This window comes from Actinoplanes sp. NPDC051633 (assembly GCF_040681735.1).
Lineage (GTDB): Bacteria > Actinomycetota > Actinomycetes > Mycobacteriales > Micromonosporaceae > Actinoplanes.
This window is the reverse complement of sequence record NZ_JBFAZH010000538.1, coordinates 1-5,257: the sequence shown is the minus strand read 5'-3', so window position 1 is coordinate 5,257 and position 5,257 is coordinate 1. Positions and strand designations below refer to the sequence as shown.

General features: G+C 69.3%; 5 protein-coding genes and 1 pseudogene. 1 reads left to right on the top strand and 5 read right to left on the bottom strand.

The window, feature by feature from the left end; genetic code table 11:
* The 5 genes and pseudogenes from AB0M20_RS26030 to AB0M20_RS26010 all read right to left on the bottom strand — a co-directional run.
* Positions 1-389, bottom strand: a 389-nt coding sequence (locus tag AB0M20_RS26030; protein WP_364302459.1) for a glycoside hydrolase family 20 zincin-like fold domain-containing protein, incomplete at its 3' end; no start/stop codon positions are given.
* Between the two features lie 32 nt (positions 390-421).
* Positions 422-655, bottom strand: a pseudogene (locus tag AB0M20_RS26025) (hypothetical protein); the annotation flags it as partial.
* Positions 656-669: 14 nt separating this feature from the next.
* Positions 670-1,308, bottom strand: a complete 639-nt coding sequence (locus AB0M20_RS26020; protein ID WP_364302457.1) for an HNH endonuclease family protein — start codon at positions 1,306-1,308, stop codon at positions 670-672.
* Between the two features lie 143 nt (positions 1,309-1,451).
* Positions 1,452-3,194, bottom strand: a complete 1,743-nt coding sequence (gene leuA, locus AB0M20_RS26015) for a 2-isopropylmalate synthase (RefSeq protein WP_364302455.1) — start codon at positions 3,192-3,194, stop codon at positions 1,452-1,454.
* A 129-nt stretch (positions 3,195-3,323) separates the two neighbouring features.
* Positions 3,324-4,133 carry a hypothetical protein gene (locus AB0M20_RS26010; protein WP_364302452.1) on the bottom strand — a complete coding sequence of 270 codons (810 nt, stop codon included), beginning with the start codon at positions 4,131-4,133 and terminating at the stop codon, positions 3,324-3,326.
* A 153-nt stretch (positions 4,134-4,286) separates the two neighbouring features.
* Between AB0M20_RS26010 and AB0M20_RS26005 the strand changes: the two genes are divergently transcribed.
* Positions 4,287-5,257, top strand: a 971-nt coding sequence (locus tag AB0M20_RS26005; RefSeq protein ID WP_364302450.1) for an aspartate kinase, incomplete at its 3' end; no start/stop codon positions are given.

Genomic DNA, 5,257 nt, shown 5'->3' with positions numbered 1-5,257 from the left:
GTGCGTGCCTGCAGCAGGGTCTGCGTGCCGGCGAAGAGGCCGGCCGGGGTGCTCGCCGTGACCTCGACCGACGTGCGGTCGACCGTGAGCCGGTAGCCCTCCTCGCCGAGCCCGGCCTTCAGGCGCAGGCCGATCTTCGGCGCTGCCGGCGCGGCGGTCGGCCGGACCGGCAAGGTCAGACCGGTCGCGGCCCGCAGATCGTCGGAGAGCAGTGCTCCGACGTCTCGGACGCGCGTCTCGATCACCGTCTGACGGCTCAGGTGGAAGTCACGGCCGGTGGAGCTGACCTGCGCCGGGGCGGGAATGACCCGATCCAGAGCAGTGCTCGCAGCTGCGGGCGCCACGGGCAACAGCAGCGTCGCGGCGGCAAGGATGGGGGAGAACGGCATAACCGACGCTACATCGAGCCGCGTCGATCGAGCTACTCCGGACGGTGAAGAAGGTTGACGATCAGCGTGTGCACCGCGTCGAGGTCGGCCGGGTCCGTCAGCGCGACCGTCCCGCCGGTGACGTGGTACCACTCGTTCGCGTCCTTGTACTGGACCTCGACCGTGACCTGGTCCTTGTCCAGAGAGGTGCGCACGGTCAGCTCGCCGGTGACCACGCCCACCTCGTCGGTCATCACCCCGCCGGGCGCGTTGACGTCCGCGGTCTTGATCGGGCTCGGCATCAGCACTCCTCGAGCATCTGGCCGAGACTCTTCTTCTCGGCGCTGGTGACGGTCAGCTTCCAGTAGCCCTTGACCGCGATCCAGTCCGACGCGTATTCGCACCACTCCGACCGCACCGTCGGCTTCCACTGCGACGGGTCCTGGTCGCCCTTGCCGCGGTTCGAGGTCTGCGACACCGCGACGAGCTGCGGGTGGTCGAGGTCGTTGGCGAAGTCCTCGCGCCTCTCGTCGGACCAGGCGGACGCGCCGGAACGCCAGGCGTTGGCCAGCGGAACGACATGATCGATGTCCACCTTGGTCGGTGAGTCGAGCGTCCGGCCGTCGTAGATGCTCTTCCAGGTGCCGGCCACCACGTTGCAGCCGGAATACTTGACCTTGCGACCGTCCCGCTTCAGCACCGCGTCACGCACGTCGCAGTTCTCGCCGGTCCGCCGCCAGTGCGGGAACTTCTCCCGGTCGTACCCGCGCATCGACCCGGCCTTGGCCACCTTGAGCTTGGCCAGCGCGTCGGTCGGCGAGACCGCGCTCCCGCCGGCCACCCCACCGTCCTTTGTGGGCGCCGGCGCGGGCTCCAGCGGCACCACCTGACAACCGCCGGCGAACAGAACCAGAGCCAAGAACACCAGACGGGTACGCACACCCTCAGGGTAGGTGCCGGATGCCCGTTCGGAGCCCGACGTCCTATTTGTCGCGTGTCGAGCGGGCAAGCGAAAAGTGGTAGCCCAGCGGCCTTTCCAACGCCCGGAAAGGCTCGTGAGCTACCACTTTCCGCTCGGCTTGCCTACCGGACGCGGTTGACCGCGCTCGTCAGGGCCTTGATCGAGGCGGTGACGATGTTCGCGTCGAGGCCCACGCCCCAGACCGTCTCGTCGCCGACCTCACACTCGACATACGCGGCCGCCTGCGCATCCCCGCCGGAGGAGAGCGCGTGCTCGGCGTAGTCCAGCACCCGCACCTTCACCCCGAGCGGCTGCAGCGCCTGCACGTACGCGTCGATCGGGCCGTTGCCCACGCCGGTGACCTTCTTGACGGTGCCGTGATCGGCCACCTCGGCCTCGATCTCGACCTTGCCGTCGATGGTCGCCGTGACGTAACGCTTCATGTCGAGCCGCGCGAAGCTCTGGTGCTCCACCAGGTACTCCGCCGCGAAGATGTCCCACATCGCGCCCGGGCCGACCTCGCCGCCCTCGGCGTCGGTGACCCGCTGCACCACGCCGGAGAACTCGATCTGCAGCCGCCGCGGCAGGTCGAGCTTGTGCTCCTCCTTCATGATGTACGCCACGCCGCCCTTGCCGGACTGCGAGTTGACCCGGATCACGGCCTCGTAGGAGCGACCCACGTCCTTGGGGTCGATCGGCAGATAGGGCACGCCCCACGTGAATTCGTCAACCGCCGTGCCGGCCGCCTCGGCGTCCTTGGCCAGCGCGCTCAGACCCTTGTTGATCGCGTCCTGGTGCGAGCCGGAGAACGCGGTGTAGACCAGATCACCCACGTACGGGTGCCGCTCGTGCACCGGCAGCTGGTTGCAGTACTCGACCGCCCGCTTGATCTCGTCGATGTCCGAGAAGTCGATCATCGGGTCGATGCCCTGGGAGAACACGTTCAGCCCCAGCGTCACCAGGTCGACGTTGCCGGTGCGCTCGCCGTTGCCGAACAGGCAGCCCTCGACCCGGTCGGCGCCGGCCAGCACGCCCAGCTCGGCGGCGGCCACCGCGGTGCCGCGGTCGTTGTGCGGGTGCAGGCTCAGCACTACCGAGTCGCGGCGGGGCAGGTGGCGGTGCATCCACTCGATGGAGTCCGCGTACACGTTGGGGGTGGCCATCTCGACCGTGGCCGGCAGGTTGATGATCAGCGGCCGGTCCGGCGTCGGGTCGATCACGTCGATCACCGCCGAGCAGATCTCCAGCGCGTAGTCCAGTTCGGTGCCGGTGTACGACTCCGGGCTGTACTCGTAGAAGATCTCGGTGTCCGGGGTGTGGATCTCGGCGTACTTCTGGCAGAGCCGGGCGCCCGTGGTGGCGATGTCGGTGATGCCGTCGCGGTCCAGGCCGAAGACGACCCGCCGCTGCAGCGTCGAGGTCGAGTTGTAGAAGTGGACGATGGCCCGCTTGGCGCCGCGGATCGACTCGAAGGTGCGGTCGATCAGGTGCTCGCGGCACTGCACCAGCACCTGGATGGTGACGTCGTCCGGGATCAGGTCCTGCTCGATCAGCTGGCGGACGAAGTCGAAGTCGGTCTGGCTGGCGGCCGGGAAGCCGACCTCGATCTCCTTGTAGCCCATCTGCACGAGCAGCATGAACATGCGCCGCTTGCGCTCGGGCGACATCGGGTCGATCAGGGCCTGGTTGCCGTCGCGCAGGTCGACGGCGCACCAGCGCGGCGCCTTCTCGACGACCCTCGACGGCCACTGCCGATCGGGCAGATCGACCGAGAACTGCTGGTGATAGGGCTGGTATCGCTGAAAGGGCATGGTCGACGCTCGCTGTCGCGCGATGGCGTCGCTGCTCTCTTCGATGATGGACATGTGGATTTACTCCTGACGAGGCGAGACCTGGCAGGCGGCGCGCGTCAACTCCGCGACGAGGTGCCGGCCTGGAATGGGGCCTCGTCGCGGCAGCGAAGGAGGAGTGACTGCCACATGTCGAGCGTCAGCCTAGCCCGCTGCTCCCGACGGCGCTAGCGAAGGGTCGGCAGTCACCGGCGGAGGGGGAGGGCTCTTCGTCTCCAGGCCGGGCGCACCGGTGACCGGGCCCGGCAGGTCGATCCGCGGCGGCGGCTGGGCCACGCTGGCCAGGGTCAACGTGCCGAACCCGACGCGCGCGGCGGTCAGCAGGCCGTCCTGGGAGTAGCAGTAGATGCCCACGTCGACCGGTGCTCTGAGCGACGCCGAGACGGTGTCCACCGAGTAGCAGCTGCTCTTGACACCCTGCGGCGCGGCCGTGGACAGCGGCTGCGCGGCCACCACCGACAGCGGCGCCTGCCGGTCCTGGAAGACGCTGAGCCATTGCCGGAAGACCCGCTGCACCTTCGGGTCGTACTCCTTGGGCACCCGCTTGCCGGGGTCCGCGACGCGGGCGCAGGAAGCGGTCACCGGGTTCGCCGCCGAGGGCAGCGTGCACTGGTAGACGCCGTCCTGGGTCTGCACGATCGAGACGTCGACGCTGCCGCCCAGCGCCCCGCCCGGCACGTCCACCCGCCAGCTGCCGTCGGTGGCCACCGTCGCGACGACCGCGCGCACGCCCTGGCCGTCCTTCGCGTCGTAGTCGTAGAGCGCCGAATACCGATGGTCCTGGGCCAGCGCGGCGCGGGCGGCCAGCTCGATGCGGGCCACGCTGCTGTCCGGCGGCAGTGACTCCGTCGTCGGCGGTGCCGTCACGGGCAGTTCCGCGCCGCCGCAGCCCGCCGTGAAGCAGCTCGCCGTGAACAGGGCGAGCAGGACTACGGGCAGGAGGCGTGGACGCACCGAGACATTCTCGCCTCTGTGTCACAGATCGGTCGTCTCCGGCGCGGGCGTGTCGCGATGCATAGCCGGATTCTGGGATCGGCTGTCGGCCCGATGTACGCGCGCGGCTAGTCTTTCCTCGATTGCCCGTTCGTTCGATTGGAGTCGGCTGCCGTGGCCCTGGTGGTGCAGAAGTATGGCGGCTCGTCCGTCGCCACGGCGGAGCGCATCAAGCGGGTGGCCGAGCGGATCGTGGCGGCGCGCAAGGCCGGCGACGACGTCGTGGTGGTCGTCTCCGCGATGGGCGACACCACCGACGAGCTGATGGACCTGGCCAACCAGGTGAGCCCGCTGCCGCCCGGCCGTGAGCTGGACATGCTCCTCACCGCCGGCGAGCGCATCTCGATGGCGCTGCTGGCGATGGCCATTCACAACCTGGGGTACGAAGCCCGGTCGTACACGGGGTCGCAGGCCGGCGTGCTGACCACCTCGGTGCACGGGAAGGCGCGGATCATCGACGTCACGCCCGGCCGGCTGCGCACCGCGCTGGACGAGGGCGCGATCGCGATCGTCGCCGGCTTCCAGGGCGTCTCGCAGGACACGAAGGACATCACCACGCTGGGCCGCGGCGGGTCCGACACCACGGCGGTCGCGCTGGCCGCCGCGCTGCACGCCGACGTGTGCGAGATCTACACCGACGTCGACGGCGTGTTCACCGCCGACCCGCGGATCGTGCCCAACGCGCGGCACATCAAGCAGATCACCTACGAGGAGATGCTGGAGCTCGCGGCCGGCGGCGCCAAGGTGCTGATGCTGCGCTGTGTCGAGTACGCCCGGCGCTTCGGCACGCCGATCCACGTACGCTCCTCGTACACGAACAAGCCCGGCACGATGGTCACCGGATCGATGGAGGAAGCAGGCGTGGAACAGGCGCTGATCACCGGGGTCGCCCACGACCGCAGCGAGGCCAAGATCACGATCGTGGCCGTGCCCGACGAGCCGGGCGCCGCGGGCCGCATCTTCGAGACGGTCGCCTCCGCCGAGATCAACATCGACATGATCGTGCAGAACGTGTCGACCGAGGGCACCGGCCGCACCGACATCTCGTTCACGCTGCCCAAGGCGGACGGGCCGACCGCGATGGC